The sequence below is a fragment of the Streptomyces coeruleorubidus genome (assembly GCF_028885415.1).
Lineage (GTDB): Bacteria > Actinomycetota > Actinomycetes > Streptomycetales > Streptomycetaceae > Streptomyces > Streptomyces coeruleorubidus_A.
On record NZ_CP118527.1, the window covers coordinates 7,110,549 to 7,131,447 of the forward strand.

Below are 20,899 nucleotides of genomic sequence, written 5' to 3' on the forward strand. Positions count from 1 at the left end.
TAGGGTGGGTGTCTCAAGTACTGGACATCCGAACTGGAGGGCCGGCAGTGAGCACCGAGCTGCGTCGTCTGCGCAACTACATCGGCGGTGAGTTCCGGGACGCCGCCGACGGACGGACCACCGAGGTGGTCAATCCCGCGACGGGCGAGGCGTACGCGACCGCTCCGCTGTCCGGGCAGGCGGACGTGGACGCCGCGATGGCGGCGGCCGCCGAGGCCTTCCCCGGCTGGCGCGACACCACGCCCGCCGAGCGCCAGAAGGCCCTGCTGAAGATCGCGGACGCCTTCGAGGAGCGCGCCGAGGAGCTGATCGCGGCCGAGGTGGAGAACACGGGCAAGCCGGTCGGGCTGACCCGCTCCGAGGAGATCCCGCCGATGGTCGACCAGGTCCGCTTCTTCGCGGGTGCGGCGCGGATGCTGGAGGGCCGCTCGGCCGGCGAGTACATGGAGGGCCTGACCTCCATCGTCCGCCGCGAGCCGGTCGGCGTCTGCGCGCAGGTCGCGCCGTGGAACTACCCGATGATGATGGCCGTGTGGAAGTTCGCCCCGGCGATCGCGGCGGGCAACACGGTCGTGCTGAAGCCGTCCGACACCACCCCGGCGTCCACGGTGCTGATCGCGGAGATCCTCGGCGGGATCCTGCCGAAGGGCGTCTTCAACGTCATCTGCGGCGACCGCGAGACCGGCCGCATGATGGTCGAGCACGAGATCCCGGCCATGGCCTCCATCACCGGCTCGGTGCGCGCCGGCATCCAGGTCGCCGAGTCCGCCTCCAAGGACGTCAAGCGCGTCCACCTGGAGCTGGGCGGCAAGGCCCCGGTCGTCGTCTTCGAGGACACCGACATCGCCAAGGCCGTCGAGGACATCTCGGTCGCGGGCTACTTCAACGCCGGCCAGGACTGCACGGCCGCCACGCGCGTGCTCGTCCACGAGTCCATCCACGACGAGTTCGTCTCCGCGCTGTCCAAGGCCGCCGCCGAGACCAGGACCGGGCAGCCCGACGACGAGGACGTGCTGTTCGGCCCGCTCAACAACCCCAACCAGCTCAAGCAGGTCGAGGGCTTCATCGAGCGGCTGCCCGCGCACGCGCGCGTGGAGACCGGCGGCAAGCGGGTCGGCGACAAGGGCTACTTCTACGCGCCGACCGTCGTCTCGGGCCTGAAGCAGGACGACGAGATCATCCAGAAGGAGGTCTTCGGCCCGGTCATCACCGTGCAGTCCTTCACGGACGAGGACCAGGCGGTGCAGTGGGCCAACGGCGTCGAGTACGCGCTCGCCTCCTCCGTGTGGACCAAGGACCACGGCCGCGCCATGCGGATGTCCAAGAAGCTCGACTTCGGCTGCGTCTGGATCAACACGCACATCCCGCTGGTCGCCGAGATGCCGCACGGCGGCTTCAAGAAGTCCGGCTACGGCAAGGACCTGTCGGCGTACGGCTTCGACGACTACACGCGGATCAAGCACGTGATGACGTCGCTGGACTCGTAATCACCGGGCCGAACTGCCCGCGGCCCCGGACGGTCGGTTTCCGTCCGGGGCCGCGGTGTTGTTCGGCCGGCGGCCGTACGAACGCCGAGATCTCCGGGCTCCTCCGAAAAAGTGTTATCGCGGTTCCTTCACGACGTCTCCACCCTGTGATCCCCGACATAGCGCAGACCCCGGGACCGGCTGAGAGGGTGCGTGCGGAACATCAGTGAACCCAGGCGTCGAGAGGCCACCGTGGACAGTCAGCACTGGCGCGCCACCATCACGGCGGCGCAGTCCGGCGACCGGCAGGCGCTGGACGAGCTGGTCGCGGGCTGGCTGCCGCTGGTCTACAACATCGTGGGCCGGGCCCTGAACGGTCACGCCGATGTCGACGACGTCGTCCAGGAGACCATGCTGCGCGCGGTCGACAACCTCGGCTCGCTGCGCGACCCGGACAGCTTCCGGTCCTGGCTGGTGGCGATCGCCATGCGCCAGATACGCGACCGCGCCCGGCGCCGCACCCCGGACCGGCTGGAGGAGGCCGCTGCCTCCGACTTCGCCGAACTGACGGTGCTGCGGCTCCAGTTGGAGGGGCAGCGGCGTGAGGTCGCCGAGGCCGTGCGGTGGCTGGACGACGAGGACCGGCAACTGCTGTCGCTGTGGTGGCTGGAGGTCGCGGGCGAACTGACCCGGCGTGAACTGGCCGCCGCCCTCGGCATCACCCGGCAGCACGCCGCCGTGCGCGTCCAGCGGATGAAGGAGCGCCTGGAGACCTCGCGCGGCATCGTCCGCGCCCTCGACGGCGCCTGCCCCGGCCTGCGCGAGCTGACCGGCCGCTGGAACGGCCGGCCCGACTCGGTGTGGCGCAAGCGGCTGGCCCGGCACATCCGCGGCTGTGGCTACTGCGGCGACACCCACGAGACGGTCGTACCGGCGGAACGCCTCCTCGTCGGCATCGCGCTCGTCCCGCTGCCCGTCGGGTTCACGCTGTCGCTCGCCTTCGGCGGCAAGACGGCCGTGGCCGCCACCTCCGCCGGGTGGTCCGCCAAGCTGCTGGGCGCGCTCACCAAGCCGGCCGTCGCGATGACCGCCGGCGCGACGATCGTGGCGGGCGGCGCGTACGTCGTCACCCAGCCGCCGGACGCCCCGCCGCCCCGGGCAGCGGTCACCCCCACGGCGACGGCCGCTTCCGAACCGCCGCCCTCCGCCCCGCCCACCCCCACGCCCACGCCCTCCCCGCCGGCGACGAAGAAGGCCGACCTGTACGGCACGGTCGTCGACGCCGTCGACCGCGCCCCCGACCCGGACGCCCGGCCCGCCGCCCTGCCCCGCCGCCCCGAGTCCGGCATCACCAGCACCGGCGGCCCGAGGGCCGTGATGCAACACCGTGGTGACAGCGTGACGCTGAGCGGTCAGGGCTATGTCCTGGTCCGCTGGCAGATCTCGCCGCACGCCCGGCCCGGCGGGGTGGTCATGCCGACCTGGACCGGCCTGAAGGGCAAGCTGTTCCACGTGGCCTCCGGCGGCTCGCGCCGCATGGACGACCCGCTGCCCGGCGCCCCGAACGGCTACGTCACCGGCATGGGCGGCCCCGACATCGGATACGCGGTGCTGCCGCCCGGCACCCAGCAGATGTGGCAGAACGAGTACTTCTACGTCGACGGCACCGTCACCCTCACCCAGAACGAACGCGGCTGCGACTACGGCATCGCCGTCTTCCCGTCGAGTTGGCAGGCCGTGGACAAGGACGTCAACGAGGGCCCCGCCCAGGGCGCGATCCGCTACGGCCTCGTCCGCGACACCGGCACGGACAGCGCGCCGGTGCCGCAGTACGTCACGCGTTCGACCCCGGCCGATCCGGCGACGGTCGCGCAGCGCTCGCGCGTGTAGCGCACAGCACGTCGATGCGGTTGGTCGTGATCGAGTCCACGCCCGCGTCCAGCAGCCGTCGCATGGAGCGGCGCGTGTCGGGGGTCCAGACGGACAGCAGGTAGCCGTCGCGGTGGACGCGGTCGGCGAGGGGGCGGTCCACCAGCGAGAAGCGGTAGTTGAGCCAGCGCGGGCGGACCGCCTCCAGCAGGACGGGCCGGGGCGGGGCCAGCGTCGTCCAGGTGAGCGCGATCTCGGCGGCCGGGTCCGCCGCGCGCACGGCGAGCATGGCGTCGGCGCCCGCGCAGTAGTAGACGCGGTCCGCCGCCCCGGCCTCCCGTACGGCGTCCATCACCCGCCGCACCGCCCGCACGTCGGGCGAGCCCGGCAGGTCGATCATCACCCGGTGGCCATCGGTCGCGGCCAGCGCCTCCGTCAGGGCCGGAACCCCGCCGCCGGTCAGCCCGCGCACCTCCTCCCAGGACAGCGCGAGCACCGGCCGCTCCTGTTCCCAGAGCCGCTTCAGCGTGTCGTCGTGCAGCAGCACCGGCACGCCGTCCCTGGTCAGCCGTACGTCGATCTCCACCGCGTCCGCGCCCCGGTCGAGGGCGGAACGCAGCGAGGCGACGGTGTTCTCGCGGTGGCGGTAGGGGTCGCCCCGGTGGGCCACGGCGGTCACGAGTCGCCCGGAGTGCTCGGGGTTCTCGGTGTTCTCGGGGGAGGGCGTCACCGGTCGAGCCATCCCGCGGTGTACGTGTCGATCTCCTCCTCGATCCTGGCCTTGCCCGCCGCGTCCAGGAAGGACGCCTTGACGGCGTTCTTCGCCAGCTCGGCCAGGCCCCGCTCGTCGAGGTCGAGCAGCCGGGCGGCGACCGCGTACTCGTTGTCGAGGTCGGTGCCGAACATCGGCGGGTCGTCGGAGTTGATCGTGACGATGACCCCGGCCTCGGTGAACTCCCTGATCGGATGCTCGTCGAGGGTGCGGACCGCCCGCGTGGCGATGTTGGAGGTCGGGCACACCTCCAGCGGGATCCGGTGCTCGGCGAGGTGCGCGAGGAGCTTCGGGTCCTGCGCGGAGCTGGTGCCGTGGCCGATGCGCTCGGCCCGCAGATGCGTCAGGGCGTCCCACACCGTCTGCGGACCGGTGGTCTCACCGGCGTGCGGTACGGAGTGCAGCCCGGCGGCGATCGCCCGGTCGAAGTACGGCTTGAACTGCGGACGCGGCACGCCGACTTCGGGCCCGCCCAGTCCGAAGGAGACCAGGCCCTCCGGGCGCAGCCGGTCGTCGGTGGCGAGCCGGGTCGTCTCCTCGGCGGCTTCGAGCCCGGCCTCGCCGGGGATGTCGAAGCACCAGCGCAGCACGGTCCCGAAGTCGGCCTCGGCGGCCTTGCGGGCGTCCTCGATCGCGTCCATGAAGGCGCGCTCGTCGATGCCGCGGCGAGTGGAGGAGAACGGGGTGATGGTCAGCTCGGCGTACCGCACCTGCTGCCGGGCCAGGTCACGGGCCACCTCGTAGGTCAGCAGCCGGACGTCCTCCGGGGTGCGGATCAGGTCGACGACCGACAGGTACACCTCGATGAAGTGGGCGAAGTCGGTGAAGGAGAAGTAGTCGACCAGGGCAGCGGGATCGGTCGGGACCTTCGAGTCGGGGTGGCGGGCGGCCAGCTCGGACACGATCCGGGGGGAGGCGGAGCCCACGTGGTGCACATGCAGTTCGGCCTTGGGCAGTCCGGCGACGAAGGCCTTCAGGTCGCGCGGGGCATGCGGGTCGACGAGATGCTCGGTCAAGGGTTCCTCCCCGGAACGGCGCCCCTGCCGGCGCGTGGCGGGCGGGGCGCGGGTGATCGGCTGATCGATGACTCGGATTCATCGTAGGCCGTGGGGGAGAACCCCTTTCCGGGGGCGCGGGGCTGTATCGATGTACGGCTCCGCCGCGTGGGCGTGAGCAACCCCCGCACCCGCACTGTGGCACGCACCGAACGGCCCCGTAGCATGGCGGCACGATCGACCCAGGGGGGATGCACCATGACGGACCCGACGCAGCCCGGCTCAGGCGGCGGCCACGACCCGTGGGCGCCCCCGGAGAACCGGCCGTCGCTCAACAAGGACCAGCCCCCCACCGCAGGGCCGCCCTCCGTGCACGACCAGGCCACGGTCACCTCGATGCCGACCGCGGGTTTCACCCCTCCCACCGGCACGCCGCACTTCGACACATCGGGCACCGGCGCGGTCCCACCCCCACCCGCCGCCCCCGGTGGCTACGGCTATCCCGGCTACCCCCAGGCGGGCTACGGCTGGCCCGGTATGCCGCCTGCCCCCCAGAACGGCATGGGCGTCGCCGCGATGGTGCTGGGCATCATCTCCTGCACGCTCTTCTGTCTGTACGGCGTGGTCTCCCTGGTCACCGGCATCCTCGCGGTCGTCTTCGGCATCAAGGGCCGCAAGCGCGCCGAGGCGGGAGTGGCCAGCAATCACGGTCAGGCCCAGGCGGGCCTGATCATGGGCATCATCGGGATCATCCTCGGCATCGCGGTGATCGTCCTGATAGCCGTCGGCATCACGGCAGCGATCAACAGCGACGAGCCGTACGACGACCCGTACTACGGCGCCCACGCCCCGGTCGCCACCGCCCCGTCCCACCACTGAAACAGCCGTACTGCGCGGCGGAGTTGGCCACTACGATTCCCTGGTCTGACAACGGAGGGGAGATCGTCCATGTCCAACACCAATCCCACGCCCGGTGGGTTCGGTCCGCCGTCCCAGCCCCCGCAGCAGCCGGCCCCCGGCTACGGATATCCGCAGCAGGGCGGCCCCGGCTACGGCTACCCCCAGGGCGGTCCCGGCTACCCGGCCGCGCCGCCCGCGGGCTACCCCCAGGCGCCCGGCTACGCGATGCCCGCGCAGCCGAACAACGGCATGGGAACCACGGGGCTGGTGCTGGGCATCATCGGCGTGGTGTGCAGCGTGACCTTCATTCTGTGGTTCTTCGGCGTGATCCTGGGCATCCTGGCGATCATCTTCGGCGCCATCGGCCGGGGCAGGGCCACCCGAGGTGAGGCCACCAACAAGGGCGCGGCGACCGCCGGGCTGGTCTGCGGCATCATCGCCACCGTGATCCTTCCGCTGCTGGGCTTCCTGCTCTTCGCCAGCATCATGGGCGGGCTCGGCGCGGCTGCCTGAAGCTGCTGCCTCAGAGGAGGGGGCCGGTCCCATGGGCCGGCCCCCGACTCATGCCCCCGCCTATGTCTCGCGCAGCCGCTCCCGAGCCTCCATCAGCGCGAACCCCAGCAGGTTCGGTCCCCGCCACCGCTCCGGATCCGCCGCCGCCTCGTCGTCCGCGGCCAGCCCGATGCCCCACACCCGGTCCACGGGACTCGCCTCGACCAGCACCCGGTCACCGGTGTTCAGCAGAAACTCCCGCAGCTCCGGATGCGCGCCGAACTTGTGGACGCTGCCCTCCACGACGATCCGGAACCGCTCCCGCTGCCATGTCGCCTCGTCGAAACCGCGCACCAGCCGCCCGGCCTTCTTCGCCCCGGCGGGATGCCCGGCGGCAAGCACGGCACGCTCCGCCGCCGCGTCCCCGAACAGCCGGGCCTTGCCCGCCATCATCCAGTGCTCGGCGGTCGCGTACTCCACGCCGTCCACCGTGAAAGGCGCCGGCCACCACTGGCTCAGACAGCTCGCGCCGATGCGGCCGTCCGGCCGCGGCCGGTGCCCCCAGAAGTGCAGATACCTGATCCTCGCGCCGCCCCGGACCGCCCTGATCAGGGCGTCCCGGGAGCCGACCGCCCCCGTGATCTCCTCCATGCCCGCGAGTCTGGCACGCACCACCGACACAGCGTCCTGCCGTTTCGTGGCTGACTCGACACCTGGTCGACAGATTCCGTCGCGTAACCAAAAATCAACAACGGAATCCCTTGTTGCAGTGGCATCCCTCTGTCAGGATCGGCACTCAAATCGAGCCTGAGCCACGCCGGCCCCACCACGGGGACACGGAGGAGAGCGACATGCACAACCCGGGCAACGCCACCCCGGACCGATTCCCGGCCGTGGAGCGCTTCGAGGAGGGCGCGCAGTACATCGCCGGTCGCCTGACGAGGGGCACCTCGGGCCGCACGCACGCGGTCGTCGACCCGGCGTCGGGCGAGGAGGTGCTCCGCTACGAACTGGCCGGCACGGCGGACGTCGACCGGGCCGTCGCCGCCGCCCGCGAGGCCTTCCCGGGCTGGGCGGGAGCCACGCCCGGCGAGCGTTCCGACGCCCTGCACCGGTTCGCCGCGGTCCTGGCCGACCGTGCCGAGGACTTCGCCCGTGCCGAGTCGCTCCAGTGCGGCAAGCCGCTGAAGCTGAGCCGGGAGTTCGACGTCCCGGGGACGATCGACAACACCGCCTTCTTCGCCGGTGCCGCACGGCTTCTCCAGGGCCAGTCCGCCGGTGAGTACTCCGGCGACCACACGTCGTACATCCGGCGCGAGCCCATCGGGGTCGTCGGCTCGATCGCGCCCTGGAACTACCCCCTCCAGATGGCCGCCTGGAAGATCCTTCCGGCGATCGCGGCGGGCAACACCATCGTCCTCAAACCCGCCGAGCTCACCCCGCTGACCTCGCTGCTCTTCGCCCAGGCGGCCACGGACGCCGGGATCCCGGACGGTGTGATCAACATCGTCACCGGCACCGGCAGTAAGGCCGGTGAGCACCTCGTCGGCCACCCCGGCGTGGCCATGACCTCCTTCACCGGCTCCACCGCCGTCGGCAGGCGCGTCGCCGAGATCGCCACCGCCACCGTCAAGCGCCTCCATCTGGAGCTCGGCGGCAAGGCACCGTTCGTGGTCTTCGACGACGCCGACCTGGAGGCCGCCGCCCACGGCGCGGTCGCCGGCGCGCTCATCAACACCGGGCAGGACTGCACGGCCGCCACGCGCGCGTACGTGCAGCGGCCGCTGTATCACGCCTTCGTGGAACGGACGGCGGCGCTCATGGAGACCGTCCGGCTCGGCGACCCCTTCGCCCCCGGCACCGACCTCGGCCCGCTGATCTCGCACGTCCAGCGCGACCGGGTCGCCGGTTTCGTCGACCGGGCGCGGGCCTACGCGCGCGTGGTGACCGGCGGTCAAGCACCAGGAGGTCAGCTGGCCAAGGGCGCCTATTACCGGCCCACCCTCATCGCCGACGCCGCCCAGGACAGCGAGGTCGTCCAGTCCGAGATCTTCGGGCCGGTCCTGGTCGTGCTGCCGTTCGACACCGACGACGAGGGCATCGCGCTCGCCAACGACACCCCGTACGGGCTCGCCGCCTCCGCCTGGAGCCGGGACGTGTACCGGGCGAACCGGGCCACGCGCGAGATCAAGGCGGGCTGTGTGTGGGTCAACGACCACATCCCGATCATCAGCGAGATGCCGCACGGCGGCTACAAGTCCTCCGGCTACGGCAAGGACATGTCCGCCTACTCGTTCGAGGAGTACACCCAGATCAAGCACGTCATGTTCGACAACACCGCGGTGGCCGCGAAGGACTGGCACCGCACCGTCTTCGGGGACCGATAGTCGTACGCAGGCCGCCTGACCAACGGCCGCCCACCCTCCGAAAGGGCACCACGCGCATGGAGCAGTACGAGCCCGACCGCCTGTCCCCGGCCCAAGTGGCCGCCATGCGGCGCAGTTTCAGGAACGGCAGGGCCGCCCTCACCCGGCGGTCGCTGCTGCGCGCCTCCGCGGGCGGCACGCTGGCGGTCGGCGGTCTCGGGACGCTGAGCGCCTGCGGCATCCCGGCGGCGGGCCGGTCGCAGGGCGGCGTCTCCGCAGAGGACCGCTCGGCCAAGGAGAAGACGGTGAACTTCTCCAACTGGACCGAGTACATGGACGTCGACGACAGCAACAAGCACCACCCGACGCTGGAGCAGTTCACCGAACGCACCGGCATCAAGGTCAAGTACACCGAGGACATCAACGACAACAACGAGTTCTTCGGCAAGATCAAGCCGCAGCTCGCCGCGGGCCAGGACACCGGCCGTGACCTCATCGTCCTCACCGACTGGCTGGCCGGGCGCCTCATCCGCCTGGGCTGGGTGCAGAAGCTCGACCCGGCCAACCTGCCGCACGCCTACGCCAACCTGTCGGCCCAGTTCCGCAGCCCCGACTGGGACCCGGGCCGCGCCTACTCGTACGTCTGGCAGGGCATCTCGACCGTCATCGCGTACAACAAGAAGGCCCTCGACGGCGTCGAGGTGAAGTCGATATCCGACCTGCTGGACAACCCCAAGCTCAAGGGGAGGGTGGGCTTCCTGTCGGAGATGCGCGACAGCGTCGGCATGACACTGCTCGACATGGGCAAGGACCCGGCCGACTTCACCGCCGACGACTACGACGCGGCCATCGCCCGGCTCCAAAGGGCCGTCGACAAGGGCCAGATCCGCCGCTTCACCGGCAACGACTACACCTCCGACCTGACCAGCGGCGACTTCGCGGCCTGCGTCGCCTGGGCCGGGGACGTCGTCCAGCTCAAGGCGGACAGCCCCGACGTCGACTTCCTCATCCCGGACAGCGGCTACATGACGTCGACCGACAACCTGCTGATCCCCAACAAGGCCCGCCACAAGACGAACGCCGAGCGGCTCATCGACTTCTACTACGAGCCGAAGCCGGCCGCCGAACTCGCCGCGTACATCAACTACGTCTGTCCCGTCGACGGAGTGAAGGCCGAGCTGGCGAAGATCGACGAGGACGCGGCGAACAACCCGCTGATCATCCCCGACAAGGCCATGGCCGCCAAGTCGCACGCCTTCCGCTCGCTGAGCTCGAAGGAAGAGACCGAGTTCGAAGAGAAGTTCGCGAAGCTGACGGGGGCGTGACCCACGATGACGAACAAGACAGACCCCACCGGCGACGTCCGCCTGCAGGGCATATCCAAGACCTACGGCGCCTTCACCGCCGTCCATCCGCTCGACCTGACCGTGCCGCAGGGCTCCTTCTTCGCCCTGCTCGGTGCCTCCGGATGCGGCAAGACCACCACTCTGCGCATGATCGCCGGCCTGGAGGAACCTTCCTCCGGCGCCGTGTCGCTGGGCGGCCAGGACGTGACCGCGCTCCCGCCGTACAAGCGGCCCGTGAACACGGTCTTCCAGTCCTACGCCCTCTTCCCGCACCTCGACATCTTCGAGAACGTCGCCTTCGGCCTGCGCCGGCGCGGCCTGAAGTCGGTGAAGAAGCAGGTCGAGGAGATGCTCGACCTGGTCCAGCTCGGCGAGCAGGCCCGTAAGAAGCCGCACCAGCTCTCCGGCGGCCAGCAGCAGCGCGTCGCCGTGGCCCGGGCGCTGATCAACCACCCCAAGGTGCTGCTCCTCGACGAGCCGCTCGGCGCCCTCGACCTCAAGCTGCGCCGCCAGATGCAGCTGGAGCTCAAACGCATCCAGACCGAGGTCGGCATCACCTTCATCCACGTCACGCACGACCAGGAGGAGGCCATGACCATGGCCGACACGGTCGCCGTGATGAACGCGGGCCGCGTCGAGCAGCTCGGCTCACCGGCCGACCTCTACGAGAACCCGCGCACCACCTTCGTCGCCAACTTCCTCGGCACCTCCAACTTCATCGAGGCCGAGGTCGACTCCAAGAGCGGCGAGGAGATCGTGCTGAAGGCGGGCGGCGGCAAGCTCGTCCTGCCCGAGGCCCGGTGCGGAGCGCCCACCACGACCGGCGGCAAGGTGCTGGTCGGCGTCCGCCCGGAGAAGATCTCCCTCGCCCACGCCGACGACGCCGGCGAGATACCCGAGGGCCGCAACCGCATCACCGGCCGGATCGCCGACTCCAGCTTCATCGGCGTCTCGACGCAGTACGTCGTCGACAGCCCGGTCTGCGCAGGCTTCGAGGTCTACGCCCAGAACATCGACCGCGACCCGCGGCTCGTGCCGGGCGCCGAGGTCGTCCTGCACTGGAACCCCGCCCACACCTTCGGCCTGGACGCGGACCAGGACGCGGACGCCGGAGTGGAAGAGGCGGTCTGATGTCGACACTCACCGAGGCGCCACCGCCGCTCGCACCACAAGCTCCCGAGCCGAAACCTCCGAAGCGAAGGGGCCACTGGACGCCGTACTGGCTGCTGCTCCCCGGCATCCTCTGGCTGCTGGTGTTCTTCGCGCTGCCGATGATCTACCAGGCCTCCACGTCCGTACAGACGGGCTCCCTGGAGGAGGGCTACAAGGTCACCTGGCACTTCGCCACGTACTGGGACGCGCTGTCCGAGTACTGGCCGCAGTTCGTCCGCTCGGTGCTCTACGCGGGCACCGCGACGATCCTGTGCCTGCTGCTCGGCTACCCGCTCGCGTATCTGATCGCCTTCCGCGCGGGCCGCTGGCGAAACCTGATCATGATCCTGGTGATCGCGCCGTTCTTCACCAGCTTCCTGATCCGCACCCTGGCCTGGAAGACGATCCTCGCGGACGGCGGCCCGCTCGTCGGCGCGCTCGACACGCTGCATGTCCTGGACGTGACCAACTGGCTCGGCTGGACCGCGGGTGACCGGGTTCTGGCCACGCCGCTCGCGGTGGTGTGCGGACTGACGTACAACTTCCTGCCGTTCATGATCCTGCCGCTGTACACCTCGCTGGAGCGCATCGACGGCCGGCTCCACGAGGCCGCCGGTGACCTGTACGCGCGTCCCTGGACGACCTTCCGCAAGGTCACCTTCCCGCTGTCGATGCCGGGTGTCGTCTCCGGCACGCTGCTCACCTTCATCCCGGCGGCCGGTGACTACGTCAACGCCGACCTCCTCGGCTCCACGGACACCCGCATGGTCGGAAACGTCATCCAGACGCAGTTCCTGAGAGTGCTCGACTACCCGACGGCCGCGGCGCTCTCCTTCATCCTCATGGCGGCCATTCTCCTCATGGTCACCCTCTACATCCGCAGGTCCGGGACGGAGGATCTGGTCTAAATGCCCTTCGTCAACTGGCTGAAAAGAAATCTCGTCGTCATCGCGGGACTGCTGACGCTCGCCTATCTCCTGCTGCCGAACATCATCGTGACGGTGTTCTCCTTCAACAAACCGAAGGGACGCTTCAACTACGAATGGCAGCAGTTCTCCCTGGACGCCTGGAAGGACCCGTGCGGTGTCTCCGATCTGTGCGGCTCGCTTTCGGTCAGCCTCCAGATCGCGTTCTGGGCGACACTCGGCGCCACGCTGCTCGGCACGCTCATCGCCTTCGCCCTGGTCCGTTACCGCTTCCGCGCCCGCGGCGCCGTGAACTCCCTGATCTTCCTGCCGATGGCGATGCCCGAGGTCGTCATGGCCGCCTCGCTGCTCACCCTGTTCCTCAACATGGGCGCCCAGCTGGGCTTCTGGACGATCCTCATCGCGCACATCATGTTCTGCCTGAGTTTCGTGGTCACGGCAGTCAAGGCGCGCGTGATGTCGATGGACCCAAAACTGGAGGAGGCGGCGCGGGACCTGTACGCGGGCCCGTTCCAGACCTTCGTCCGGGTCACCCTGCCGATCGCGGCGCCGGGAATCGCGGCGGGCGCCATGCTCGCCTTCGCCCTCTCCTTCGACGATTTCATCATCACCAATTTCAACGCCGGCTCGACCGTCACCTTCCCCATGTTCGTCTGGGGTTCGGCGCAGCGCGGAACGCCCGTTCAGATCAATGTCATCGGCACGGCCATGTTCGTCGTCGCCGTACTGTTCGTGCTGGCTTCCATGGCCGTCGGTCATCGCCGCAACCGACAAAAGGCATAACCGTAGGGAGTTGAAATCATGGCCCCGAGCGCCATGAACCAGCGGTACAAGTGGATTCGTTCGCTTTCCGACGCCCAGCCGGTCCCGTACTGGCTGGACGACCCCGGCCGGCCCCGCCCCGAACCCGCCCTCACCTCCTCCGAGACCTGCGATCTGCTGGTCGTGGGCGGCGGCTACAGCGGACTGTGGACGGCGCTGATCGCCAAGGAACGCGACCCGCAGCGGGACGTGGTGCTGGTGGAGGGCCGCGAGGTGGGCTGGGCCGCCTCGGGCCGCAACGGCGGATTCTGCGCCGCCTCCCTCACCCACGGCCTGCCCAACGGCCTCGCCCGCTGGCCGGAGGAGATCCACAAGCTCCAGGAGTTGGGCGCCCGCAACCTCGACGCGATCGAGGCGGCGGTCGCCCGGCACTCCATCACGTGCGACTTCGAACGCACCGGCGAGATCGACGTCGCCACCGAGCCGTACCAGGCGCGGGAACTGCGAGAGTGGCACGAGGAGACCTCCCGCCGGGGCCTCGCCGAGGGCGTCGAGTTCCTGGACGCCGAGGCGGTCCGGGAACAGGTCGACTCACCGACCTTCCAGGCGGGCCTGTGGGACCGCAGGGGCGTGGCGATGCTGCACCCGGCGAAGCTGGCCTGGGGCCTGAAGCGGGCGTGCGTGCAGCTGGGCGTCCGTGTCTACGAGCACACCCCCGCGCTGACGCTGAAGCCGTACGGCGCCGGCATGGCCGTACGCACCCCCTACGGCCGGGTCCGCGCCCGCCAGGTCGCCCTCGGCACGAACATCTTCCCGAACCTGGTCAGACGCATCCGCTCGTACACCGTCCCGGTCTACGACTACGCCCTGATGACCGAGCCGCTCAGCCCCGCTCAGCTGGCCTCCATCGGCTGGCAGAACCGCCAGGGCCTCGGGGACAGCGCCAACCAGTTCCACTACTTCCGCCTGTCCGCCGACAACCGCATCCTCTGGGGCGGCTACGACGCGGTCTACCCCTACGGCGGCCGCGTCCGCGCCGAGTACGACGACCGCCCGGAGACCTACGCCAAGCTCGCCGGGCACTTCTTCAGCTGCTTCCCGCAACTGGAGGGCGTCCGCTTCACCCACGCCTGGGGCGGCGCGATCGACACCTGCTCCCGCTTCTCGGCGTTCTTCGGCACCGCCCACCAGCAGAAGGTCGCCTACGCGGCGGGCTACACGGGCCTGGGCGTCGGCGCCACGCGCTTCGGCGCCGAGGTGATGCTGGACCTGCTGTCCGGCGAGCGCACGGAACGCACGGAACTGCACATGGTCCGCAAGAAGCCCCTGCCCTTCCCGCCGGAGCCCTTCGCCTGGACGGGCATCGCCCTCACCAAGTGGTCCCTGGCCCGCGCGGACGCCCAGGGCGGCCGGCGCAACCTGTGGCTGCGCACGATGGACCGGCTGGGACTCGGCTTCGACAGCTGAAGCGGCGGTGTGTGAGACGGTTCACTTCAACGAGGGGCCCAAACCCGCGTAATGACCGCAAGGAGACCTCCCTCTCCCTCGTGACGCCCTCGCGGCGCCCTGCGCGTTCGCGAGATTCACGAGATTCGCGAGATTCACGAGTGAGAAGGAGGCCATCCTGATGACCGGTGCGAAGACGGCGGTCGAGTGGCTCTTATCCGTCGCATCCGATCCCGAGGCCTGCCGCTGGGAGTGGGAGCGCAGCCCGCTCGGGGTCACGCTGCTGCCGGCCGGCAGCGCGTGGGACGTGCTCATCCTGCCCGGCGAACTCGGCTACGCCACGCTCGACGTGCTCAGCCGCGTCCTCGACCAGCCGGGTCCCGTCCTCGTCGACTTCGGCGACGCGCGCATGGGTTTCTTCGTGCCGCCTGGCACCGCGGCCCGCTGGCTCGGCACGGGCATCCGCACGGCGGGCGCCGGCACCTGGATCGTCGTGCCGTACCCGGGCCGTTCCTCACCCGGCGGGGTCCGCTGGCTCGTCCCCCCGGACGGCTCGGGCACACTGACGGACCCGGCCCTGCTGGAACTGGCGATGCACGAGGCGGCGGCGGGGCTGGCCACGGAGAACGACGGTTAGGACCTACGGGCTGCTCGGGGCGGCGTCGTCCGCCTGAGGAACAGCCACAGCGACGACAGCAGCACCGCGCACAGACACCAGCTGGCCACCACGTCCAGCGGCCAGTGGTAGCCGTGGCGGACCAGGCCGTAGCTCACGCCGAGAACGAGGACGAGGCAGGCGGTGACCAGGGCGCGGCGGGCGACGGGCGTGCCGAACCGGGGGAGCAGGAGCAGGGTCGCGCAGCCGTAGGCGATGGCGGCCGTGGCGGTGTGGCCCGAGGGGTAGAAGCCGGTTGCGGGAGGGACGGCCGGGGTGCCCGGGCGGTCCGTGAGTTCCTTGAGCGGGATGATCAGCGCCGGGACCAGGACCATGAGGAAGGCCGCGGCGATGACGGGCAGCCACCAGCGGTCCGTACGGCGGGTTCGCAGGGCGACGTATCCGAGGGCGACGGCGAGGACCGGGACCGCGACCTGGACGTTGCCGAGGTCGGAGAGGAACTCGGAGAGACCGTCCGGGTGGACGAGGCCGCGGCTGACGCGCTGGTCCAGGCGGACGAGCGGTCCGTCCGCGACCACCTGCCAGGTGATCAGGGCGAAGAGGAGCGCCGGGAAGCCGAGCAGGAGGGCCGGGAAGCTCGGGTGCTGCGCGGTGCTGGACTCGTCGAGATCCTGGTTCCCGGGGATCGGCATGGGACACAGCTTGGCACGGGCACAGATATCCACTGTCCACCCGCGCGACCCAGTGGAGGATCACGTGAACCAGCCGGAGAGCGACGACGAGGGCCTCTTCGACCACTGCCCGTGGCTCTTCGCCGAGCAGGCCTCGCAGGGACGGCGGGCGGCACAGGAACAGCGGCATAAGCGGCTTCTCGGGGGAGCGGGGCCGGGGTCGGGGACCGTACGGCTCGGGGAGGGCTGTTTCGTCGCGGGGACGGCCGCGGTGTACCCGGACGTCCTGCACCTGGGCGACCGCTCGTACATCGCGGCCCACGCCTACGTCACCGGCGACATACGCACGGGCGCCGACTGCACGATCAACCCCTTCACGGTGGTGCGGGGCACCGTCACCCTCGGGGACGGGGTGCGCATCGGCGCCCACAGCTCGCTGCTCGCCTTCAACCACGGGACCTCGCCCGACCTGCCGGTCCATCAGCAGCCCGTCACCAGCCGCGGGATCACGATCGGCGACGACGTGTGGATCGGCTCCCACGTGGTCGTCGTGGACGGCGTCACCATCGGCGACCACTGCGTCATCGGCGCCGGCGCGGTCGTCACCAAGGACCTGCCCGAGTGGACGGTGGCGGCCGGAAACCCGGCCCGACGGATCCGCGACCGCAGGGAGGCGCGCGGAGTGGCACCACGCGCAGAGGCGTCGGGCGGTGTCGTGCCGGGCGGTACGGCATCGGGCAGTGAGGCATCGCACCCCGCCCAGGAGGGGGCGGCGCTCGTCGGTGAACTGTCCGCGTTCGCCGCCGCCGCCCGCGCCCAGGGCGCCGACCTGCTCGACCGCTGCCGGCAGCCCGGCACCGGCCGCTACGTCGACCGGCCCGGTGCCGAGCCGACCGTGCGGGCGCACTGCGACGCCGTCGAGATCGCCGATCTGCTGCTCGGAAAGGCGCCGCCCCACCTGCCCGCCGCCGAGCACGCGGCACGGCTGCGCGCCCTCCAGGACCCCGTCACCGGACTGGTCCCCGAGTACGGCGCGGCACCGCCGGTCCCCGGCCCGGCCGGGTTGCCGGAGGACGGGGCCTCGGCCTATCACGTGCTGTGCGTGGGCTACGCGCTGGACCTGCTCGGCAGTTCCTTCGCCCACCCGGTCCACACGGTGCGCACCACCACGGCGGACCGACTGGTCCGGCACCTGGCCGAGTTGCCCTGGCGCGACCGTGCCTGGCACGCCGGGGCGTGGGTCGACTCATGGGCCACCGCCGCGCACTGGAACCTGCGCCTCGGTACGGAGGCGGCCGCGCCCGGGTCGCTGGAGGCGCTGTTCGGCTGGCTGCACACCCACGCCGACCCCTGGACGGGCATGTGGGGCTCACCCACTCCCGATTCCGGGCGCCTCCAGATGGTCAACGGCTACTACCGGCTCACCCGGGGCTCCTTCGCCCAGTTCGGCCTGCCCGTACCGTACGCGGAGCGCGTGATCGACACGGTCCTCGACCACGCGCGCGACCCCCGCCACTTCGCGCCCGGCCGGGAGAACGCCTGCAACGTCCTGGACGTGATCCACCCCCTGTGGCTCTGCGCCCGGCAGACCACCCACCGCGCCGAGGAGGCCCGCTCCTGGGCAGCGGCCCGGCTCACCGCCGCCCTGCGCCGCTGGCACCCCGGCCGTGGCTTCCCCTTCGGCCCCACACCCGACGGCACCGGCCCGGGCCGTGAACCCGGGCTCCAGGGCACGGAGATGTGGCTCGCCATCGTCTGGCTGCTCGCGGATCTCGTCGGCCTCGCGGACGTCCTGGAATACCGCCCGCGCGGGATACACCGACCCGAACCGGCACGGGCAGCGGCAGAAGGCAGGCCATGACTCCGCCTCACGGAATGGCCTCGATCCGCTCCAGATTCTCCTCGCCCCATTCACCGAGCGGCGCCAACGCGGCATTGAGGGAATGACCGAATTCGGTCAGCGAGTACTCCACCTTCGGTGGAACCTGCTGGTGCACCTCCCGGTGAACCAGACCGCTGTTCTCCATCTCCCGGAGCTGCAGGATCAGCATCCGTTCGCTGATGCCGGCCACTGCACGCCTCAACTCGCCGAAGCGTAAGGGCCCTTCATCGAGCGAGAACAGAATCAGGCCCTTCCACTTTCCTCCCATGACGGCTATGGCGGCATCCAGTCCACACGTATACCTACGCTTCGTCATTCGGCCCTCCACACGAACAAAACTGTCAGTACCCGAGAAAAATGTAGGTACTTGAGGGAATGTACGCGATCACCCAGCATGGATTCCCGTACGGGAAACGAGGGAGAGAAACATGGCTGGGAAAAACCGCACATCCGTGACCGTCATCGGACTGGGCTCGATGGGCCGGGCACTCGCCGAGGCGTTCGTGGCGGCGGGACACCCGACAACCGTCTGGAACCGCACCCCGGGCCGGGCCAGGCCGTTGGTGGACAGGGGGGCACTGCACACCGGGTCCGTCGCGGACGCGGTCGCGGCGAGCGGGTTGGTCCTCACCTGCCTGACCACCTTCGAGGACACCCGCGCGGCACTGGAACCGGCCGCCGGGGCGTTACGGGGCCGGGCCCTCGTCACCCTGAACAGCGGCTCCCCGGCCGGCGCCCGTGAGACGGCCGCGTGGGCCACCGCGCGCGGCGCCCGTCTGCTCGCCGGGGCCGTCAAGAACGTGCCGTCGGCCGTGGGGAAGCCGGACACCCTGCTCTACTACAGCGGAGACAAGGCCGTCTTCGACGAACACGAGACGACCCTGAGGGTGCTGGGCGGCGACACCGTCCATCTCGGGGAGGAGCCCGATCTCGCCGCGCTGTACGAGATGGCGGTGGGTGCGATGCTGCTGCCCGCGCTCGTCGGCTTCTTCCAGGGGGCCGCGGCCGTCCAGGCGCGCGGGCTGCGCGCGGACACGACGGTGCGGTTCGCCGGCAAGTGGCTGGACATGATCAAATCGCTGCTGCCGGTCTTCGCCGCGGAGATCGACAGCGGTGACTACGGCGACGCCGCGAGTTCCGTGAACCTTTTCCTCGCGGCCGCGGCCCATGACGACGACCTGAGCGAGGAGACGAACGTCGACACCGCCTGGCTGGCGCCCCTGCACGACCTGGTGCGACGGGCGGCCGAGGCGGGCCACGGCGAACACAGCATCTCGGCGCTGACCGAGGTGCTCAGGAAGTCGCCACTCGGAGGGGTGTAGATGGAGGTCGGCCGCCCCGGAACAGGGGGGGGTAGTTCCGAGGCGGCCGTCCGGACCGGAACGTCGCGCGCCCCGGGGGGTTTGGGGCGGGCGACTGTCCGATCGGTGAGGAGATCCAGAGCCTCAGGCTCCGGTTGTGTGCGCGAGGGCACGACCAGGTCGAAGCTGGGGAGGCCTCGGCCTGATGTCACCCACAGTCCCCTGTGGGCGGGGTGTATCTCTCATCTGGGTAGAACCTACGACAGGGGTTGGGCGGAGGACAGGCCGCAGGGCCCGCTGTCATCCACCTCGCACACCTTCTTCACACGCTCTGCCGCTCGCCGCCCCGGTAGCGGAACCGGAGCGGCTCACCTGCCCCGATGCCGGCTCAGATGCGCGCGGGCGGGCGCCGGGGCGGATGCGAAGCCGACGTCAGATACGTGCGAAGGCCTGCTCGATGATGTCGAGGCCCTCGTTCAGCAGGTCCTCGCCGATCACCAGCGGGGGCAGGAAGCGGAGCACGTTGCCGTAGGTGCCACAGGTCAGGACCAGCAGGCCCTCGGCGTGGCAGGCCTTGGCAAGTGCGGCGGTCGCCTCCGGGTTCGGCTCCTTGGTGGCGCGGTCCTTGACCAGCTCGATGGCGATCATCGCGCCACGGCCGCGGACGTCGCCGATGACGTCGAACTTGTCCTGCATGGCGGAAAGACGCGCCTTCATCACGGCCTCGATGTTCTTCGCCCTGGCGTTGAGGTCGAGCTCCTTCATGGTCTCGATCGCGCCCAGGGCGCCCGCGCAGGCCACCGGGTTGCCGCCGTAGGTGCCGCCCAGACCGCCGGCGTGCGCGGCGTCCATGATCTCGGCACGCCCGGTCACGGCGGCGAGCGGCAGACCACCGGCGATGCCCTTGGCGGTGGTGATCAGATCCGGGACGATGCCCTCGTCCTCACACGCGAACCACTGCCCCGTACGGCAGAAACCGGACTGGATCTCGTCGGCGACGAAGACGATGCCGTGGTCGGACGCGAACTTCCTGACGGCCGGCAGGAAGCCCTTGGCCGGCTCGATGAAACCGCCCTCGCCGAGCACCGGCTCGATGATGATCGCGGCGACGTTCTCCGGGCCGACCTGCTTGCTGATCTGGTCGATGGCCTGTGCGGCGGCCTCCGGACCGGCGTTCTCGGGACCGGTCGGCCAGCGGTAGCCGTACGCCACGGGCACGCGGTACACCTCGGGCGCGAACGGCCCGAAGCCTTGCTTGTACGGCATGTTCTTGGACGTCAGCGCCATGGTCAGGTTGGTCCGCCCGTGGTAGCCGTGGTCGAACACCACGACGGCCTGCCGCTTCGTGTACGACCGCGCGATCTTCACGGCGTTCTCGACGGCCTCGGCGCCGGAGTTGAACAGCGCGCTCTTCTTGGCGTGGTCACCTGGGGTCAGCTCGGCGAGCGCCTCGGCGACCTCGACGTACCCCTCGTACGGCGTGACCATGAAACAGGTGTGGGTGAAGTCGGCGAGCTGCGCGGACGCCCGGCGCACCACGGCCTCGGCCGAGGCACCGACGGAGGTCACGGCGATGCCCGACCCGAAGTCGATCAGCCGGTTGCCGTCGACGTCCTCGATGATCCCGCCACCGGCCCGCGCCGTGAACACGGGCAGCACCGACCCCACACCCTGCGCGACCGCGGCGGTACGGCGGGCCTGCAACTCCTGCGACTTCGGTCCGGGAATGGCGGTGACGACGCGGCGCTCCTGCGGAAGTGCGGTCATGCGGGGCTCCTGGGGTTGGTGCGGACGGGGGTGTACGGACGGGGTGTACGGACGGGGTGTACGACGGGGGTGTACGGACACTTCGCTTCTTTTCTCGCAGGCTAGGGCGGGGGGAGGGGGGTGGGCATGCTCCATGTGGGCGTTGTCGGCGGGGCGGCTTGTCCGGGGTG

Annotated in this window: 19 protein-coding genes; 13 read left to right on the plus strand and 6 right to left on the minus strand. The window is 70.4% G+C overall.

Going from position 1 to position 20,899, the window contains the following annotated elements; all coding sequences use genetic code 11:
• The first annotated feature begins 47 nt into the window (after positions 1-47).
• Positions 48-1,487, plus strand: a complete 1,440-nt coding sequence (locus tag PV963_RS33190) for a gamma-aminobutyraldehyde dehydrogenase (RefSeq protein WP_274820086.1) — start codon at positions 48-50, stop codon at positions 1,485-1,487.
• Positions 1,488-1,718: 231 nt separating this feature from the next.
• A complete protein-coding gene (locus PV963_RS33195) occupies positions 1,719-3,356 on the plus strand; it encodes an RNA polymerase sigma factor (protein WP_274820088.1) in 1,638 nt (545 codons plus the stop codon).
• Here the strand turns inward: PV963_RS33195 and PV963_RS33200 are convergent.
• Both PV963_RS33200 and PV963_RS33205 read right to left on the minus strand, forming a co-directional pair.
• Positions 3,301-4,077 (minus strand): glycerophosphodiester phosphodiesterase, encoded by a 777-nt coding sequence (locus PV963_RS33200; protein ID WP_274820089.1) that lies wholly within the window; start codon positions 4,075-4,077, stop codon positions 3,301-3,303. The two genes, PV963_RS33195 and PV963_RS33200, sit on opposite strands and share 56 nt — an antisense overlap.
• The gene (locus tag PV963_RS33205) at positions 4,062-5,180 is read right to left on the minus strand and encodes an adenosine deaminase (RefSeq protein WP_274822190.1); all 1,119 of its coding nucleotides are present in this window, start codon (positions 5,178-5,180) and stop codon (positions 4,062-4,064) included. Before PV963_RS33205 ends, PV963_RS33200 begins: the two co-directional genes overlap by 16 nt.
• Positions 5,181-5,360: 180 nt before the next feature.
• Here PV963_RS33205 and PV963_RS33210 point away from each other — a divergent pair, with 180 nt between their 5' ends.
• Both PV963_RS33210 and PV963_RS33215 read left to right on the plus strand, forming a co-directional pair.
• Complete coding sequence (locus PV963_RS33210) at positions 5,361-5,981, plus strand: DUF4190 domain-containing protein (RefSeq protein ID WP_274820091.1); 621 nt, start codon at positions 5,361-5,363, stop codon at positions 5,979-5,981.
• Positions 5,982-6,050: 69 nt separating this feature from the next.
• Complete coding sequence (locus PV963_RS33215; protein WP_274820092.1) at positions 6,051-6,515, plus strand: DUF4190 domain-containing protein; 465 nt, start codon at positions 6,051-6,053, stop codon at positions 6,513-6,515.
• Positions 6,516-6,575: 60 nt separating this feature from the next.
• Here the strand turns inward: PV963_RS33215 and PV963_RS33220 are convergent, their stop codons facing one another.
• Entirely contained in the window at positions 6,576-7,145 is a 570-nt protein-coding gene (locus tag PV963_RS33220) for an NADAR family protein (protein ID WP_274822191.1), read from the minus strand.
• A gap of 200 nt (positions 7,146-7,345) precedes the next feature.
• Between PV963_RS33220 and PV963_RS33225 the strand changes: the two genes are divergently transcribed.
• The 7 genes from PV963_RS33225 (at position 7,346) to PV963_RS33255 (ending at position 15,129) form a co-directional block, all read left to right on the plus strand.
• A complete protein-coding gene (locus PV963_RS33225; RefSeq protein WP_274820094.1) occupies positions 7,346-8,881 on the plus strand; it encodes a gamma-aminobutyraldehyde dehydrogenase in 1,536 nt (511 codons plus the stop codon).
• Positions 8,882-8,937: 56 nt separating this feature from the next.
• On the plus strand, positions 8,938-10,185 hold the full coding sequence (locus PV963_RS33230) for a polyamine ABC transporter substrate-binding protein (protein WP_274820096.1): 1,248 nt from the start codon (positions 8,938-8,940) through the stop codon (positions 10,183-10,185).
• A gap of 6 nt (positions 10,186-10,191) precedes the next feature.
• Positions 10,192-11,337, plus strand: a complete 1,146-nt coding sequence (locus PV963_RS33235; protein ID WP_274820098.1) for an ABC transporter ATP-binding protein — start codon at positions 10,192-10,194, stop codon at positions 11,335-11,337.
• Complete coding sequence (locus tag PV963_RS33240; RefSeq protein ID WP_274820100.1) at positions 11,337-12,266, plus strand: ABC transporter permease; 930 nt, start codon at positions 11,337-11,339, stop codon at positions 12,264-12,266. The genes PV963_RS33235 and PV963_RS33240 overlap by 1 nt, the downstream gene beginning before the upstream one ends.
• The gene (locus PV963_RS33245; RefSeq protein ID WP_274820101.1) at positions 12,267-13,067 is read left to right on the plus strand and encodes an ABC transporter permease; all 801 of its coding nucleotides are present in this window, start codon (positions 12,267-12,269) and stop codon (positions 13,065-13,067) included.
• An 18-nt stretch (positions 13,068-13,085) separates the two neighbouring features.
• Positions 13,086-14,513, plus strand: coding sequence for an NAD(P)/FAD-dependent oxidoreductase (locus PV963_RS33250; RefSeq protein ID WP_274820102.1), 1,428 nt, complete (start codon positions 13,086-13,088; stop codon positions 14,511-14,513).
• 160 nt (positions 14,514-14,673) lie between these two features.
• Positions 14,674-15,129, plus strand: coding sequence for a hypothetical protein (locus PV963_RS33255; protein ID WP_274820104.1), 456 nt, complete (start codon positions 14,674-14,676; stop codon positions 15,127-15,129).
• On the opposite strand, the gene PV963_RS33260 is transcribed toward PV963_RS33255, so the two are convergent.
• Positions 15,126-15,800 carry a phosphatase PAP2 family protein gene (locus PV963_RS33260; protein ID WP_274820106.1) on the minus strand — a complete coding sequence of 225 codons (675 nt, stop codon included), beginning with the start codon at positions 15,798-15,800 and terminating at the stop codon, positions 15,126-15,128. The two genes, PV963_RS33255 and PV963_RS33260, sit on opposite strands and share 4 nt — an antisense overlap.
• Before the next feature lie 64 nt (positions 15,801-15,864).
• Here PV963_RS33260 and PV963_RS33265 point away from each other — a divergent pair, with 64 nt between their 5' ends.
• Positions 15,865-17,640, plus strand: a complete 1,776-nt coding sequence (locus tag PV963_RS33265) for an acyltransferase (RefSeq protein WP_274820108.1) — start codon at positions 15,865-15,867, stop codon at positions 17,638-17,640.
• Positions 17,641-17,647: 7 nt separating this feature from the next.
• Here PV963_RS33265 and PV963_RS33270 read toward each other — a convergent pair whose 3' ends face one another.
• Positions 17,648-17,977 carry a winged helix-turn-helix transcriptional regulator gene (locus tag PV963_RS33270; RefSeq protein ID WP_274820110.1) on the minus strand — a complete coding sequence of 110 codons (330 nt, stop codon included), beginning with the start codon at positions 17,975-17,977 and terminating at the stop codon, positions 17,648-17,650.
• A gap of 112 nt (positions 17,978-18,089) precedes the next feature.
• Here PV963_RS33270 and PV963_RS33275 point away from each other — a divergent pair, with 112 nt between their 5' ends.
• Entirely contained in the window at positions 18,090-18,983 is an 894-nt protein-coding gene (locus PV963_RS33275) for an NAD(P)-dependent oxidoreductase (protein ID WP_274820112.1), read from the plus strand.
• A gap of 411 nt (positions 18,984-19,394) precedes the next feature.
• Here the strand turns inward: PV963_RS33275 and gabT are convergent, their stop codons facing one another.
• Entirely contained in the window at positions 19,395-20,729 is a 1,335-nt protein-coding gene (gene gabT / locus PV963_RS33285; protein ID WP_274820114.1) for a 4-aminobutyrate--2-oxoglutarate transaminase, read from the minus strand.
• Positions 20,730-20,899: the final 170 nt, after the last annotated feature.

Excerpts from the sequence above, each read along its gene's own strand:
- PV963_RS33200 (WP_274820089.1), bottom strand. The coding sequence starts at position 4,077 with ATGGCTCGACCGGTGACGCCCTCCCCCGAGAACACCGAGAACCCCGAG.
- PV963_RS33210 (WP_274820091.1), top strand. The coding sequence starts at position 5,361 with ATGACGGACCCGACGCAGCCCGGCTCAGGCGGCGGCCACGACCCGTGG.
- PV963_RS33215 (WP_274820092.1), top strand. The coding sequence starts at position 6,051 with ATGTCCAACACCAATCCCACGCCCGGTGGGTTCGGTCCGCCGTCCCAG.
- PV963_RS33220 (WP_274822191.1), bottom strand. The coding sequence starts at position 7,145 with ATGGAGGAGATCACGGGGGCGGTCGGCTCCCGGGACGCCCTGATCAGG.
- PV963_RS33225 (WP_274820094.1), top strand. The coding sequence starts at position 7,346 with ATGCACAACCCGGGCAACGCCACCCCGGACCGATTCCCGGCCGTGGAG.
- PV963_RS33230 (WP_274820096.1), top strand. The coding sequence starts at position 8,938 with ATGGAGCAGTACGAGCCCGACCGCCTGTCCCCGGCCCAAGTGGCCGCC.
- PV963_RS33235 (WP_274820098.1), top strand. The coding sequence starts at position 10,192 with ATGACGAACAAGACAGACCCCACCGGCGACGTCCGCCTGCAGGGCATA.
- PV963_RS33240 (WP_274820100.1), top strand. The coding sequence starts at position 11,337 with ATGTCGACACTCACCGAGGCGCCACCGCCGCTCGCACCACAAGCTCCC.
- PV963_RS33245 (WP_274820101.1), top strand. The coding sequence starts at position 12,267 with ATGCCCTTCGTCAACTGGCTGAAAAGAAATCTCGTCGTCATCGCGGGA.
- PV963_RS33250 (WP_274820102.1), top strand. The coding sequence starts at position 13,086 with ATGGCCCCGAGCGCCATGAACCAGCGGTACAAGTGGATTCGTTCGCTT.
- PV963_RS33255 (WP_274820104.1), top strand. The coding sequence starts at position 14,674 with ATGACCGGTGCGAAGACGGCGGTCGAGTGGCTCTTATCCGTCGCATCC.
- PV963_RS33260 (WP_274820106.1), bottom strand. The coding sequence starts at position 15,800 with ATGCCGATCCCCGGGAACCAGGATCTCGACGAGTCCAGCACCGCGCAG.
- PV963_RS33270 (WP_274820110.1), bottom strand. The coding sequence starts at position 17,977 with ATGACGAAGCGTAGGTATACGTGTGGACTGGATGCCGCCATAGCCGTC.
- PV963_RS33275 (WP_274820112.1), top strand. The coding sequence starts at position 18,090 with ATGGCTGGGAAAAACCGCACATCCGTGACCGTCATCGGACTGGGCTCG.
- gabT (WP_274820114.1), bottom strand. The coding sequence starts at position 20,729 with ATGACCGCACTTCCGCAGGAGCGCCGCGTCGTCACCGCCATTCCCGGA.